Here is a 1,420-nt window from a genome sequence, read left to right on the forward strand (position 1 = left end):
GGGCGTGTCACGACGACCGTGTAAGCCGCGGGTGACCCAAGATCGACCGCTGTGATCGACACGGCGGTCGGAAGGGACACCCGAGTGAGCAAGGACCAGCCCGGCCCGGACGCCGATGCGGCAGCGGCCCGCCGGCTTGCCGAGGCGCTCGACCCGTCGGCGATCGATGCCCTCCTCGCGGACGCGAAGGCCGCCGGCACTCCGATCGACGGTGTCGACGGACTGCTCAACCAGATGACCAAGGCCGTGCTCGAACGCGCTCTTCAGGCCGAGATGACCCACCATCTGGGCTACGAACGTGACGACCCGGCCGGGCATGGCACCGGCAATTCCCGCAACGGCAGATCGACGAAGACGGTGTCGACCACCAACGGGCCGGTCACGATCACCGTGCCGCGTGACCGTAATGGCGAGTTCGAGCCGCAGATTGTGCCGAAACGTCGGCGCCGAGTCGGCCAGATCGACGAGCTCATCTTGTCCTGTTATGCGCGGGGAATGTCGACCCGTGACATCGAGGCGCACCTGCTCGAGGTGTACGGCGTGCAAGCATCCCGGGAACTGATCTCGAACGTCACCGATCTGGTCGCCGACGAAATCGAGATCTGGCGTAACCGGCCGGTCGACGAGGTCTACCCGATCGTCTACATCGACGGTATCCGCATCAAGGTCCGGGACAAGGGCGCGGTCACGATCAAGGTCGCGCACCTGGTCGTCGGCGTCGACGTCGACGGCCGCAAGCACGCGCTGGGCTGCTGGATCGCCGAGGCCGAGGGCGCGAAGTTCTGGCACTCGGTGCTCACCCAGCTGCGCAACCGCGGCCTACGCGACATCCTGATCGCCTGCTGCGACGGCCTGACCGGGCTGCCCGACGCCATCACCACGGTCTTTCCACAGACGGTGGTGCAGACCTGCGTGGTGCACGTGATCCGCAATGCTATGCGGTTCGTGTCCTACACCGACCGCAAGAAGATCGCCACGTCGATGCGGACGATCTACACCGCACCGTCGGTCGAAGCCGCGGAGCTCGCGCTGAAAGATCTCGACCAGCAGTGGGGCCACCAGTACCCCGGGGTGATCGACGTGTGGCGCCGCGCCTGGCCGGAGTTCATCCCATTCCTGGACTACCCGCCCGAGCTGCGCCGCGTCGTCTACACCACGAACCTGATCGAGTCCATCAACTTCCAGCTCCGGAAAATCACCAAGACTCGCGGGCATTTCCCGTCCGACGAGGCTGCGATGAAGCTGCTATACCTCGGCCTGCGGAACATCTCCAGTAACAGAGGAGGTGAATCAGGAACCGGAACACACGGCTGGAAAACAGCCCTGAATACGCTCGTCGTCCTCTTCCCCGGACGACTTCCTCTGTGATATTTTAGCCAGATTAGTCACCCGTGGCTTACACGGGAATCGTGACAGGCTC

General features: G+C 64.4%; 1 protein-coding gene. It reads left to right on the forward strand.

Annotated features, from left to right (window positions below):
- The first annotated feature begins 84 nt into the window (after nt 1–84).
- The gene (locus RM445_RS31940) at nt 85–1,368 is read left to right on the forward strand and encodes an IS256 family transposase (RefSeq protein ID WP_311560594.1); all 1,284 of its coding nucleotides are present in this window, start codon (nt 85–87) and stop codon (nt 1,366–1,368) included.
- The last annotated feature ends 52 nt before the right edge of the window (nt 1,369–1,420 follow it).

The sequence above is a fragment of the Pseudonocardia charpentierae genome, from assembly GCF_031845345.1.
GTDB lineage: Bacteria > Actinomycetota > Actinomycetes > Mycobacteriales > Pseudonocardiaceae > Pseudonocardia > Pseudonocardia charpentierae.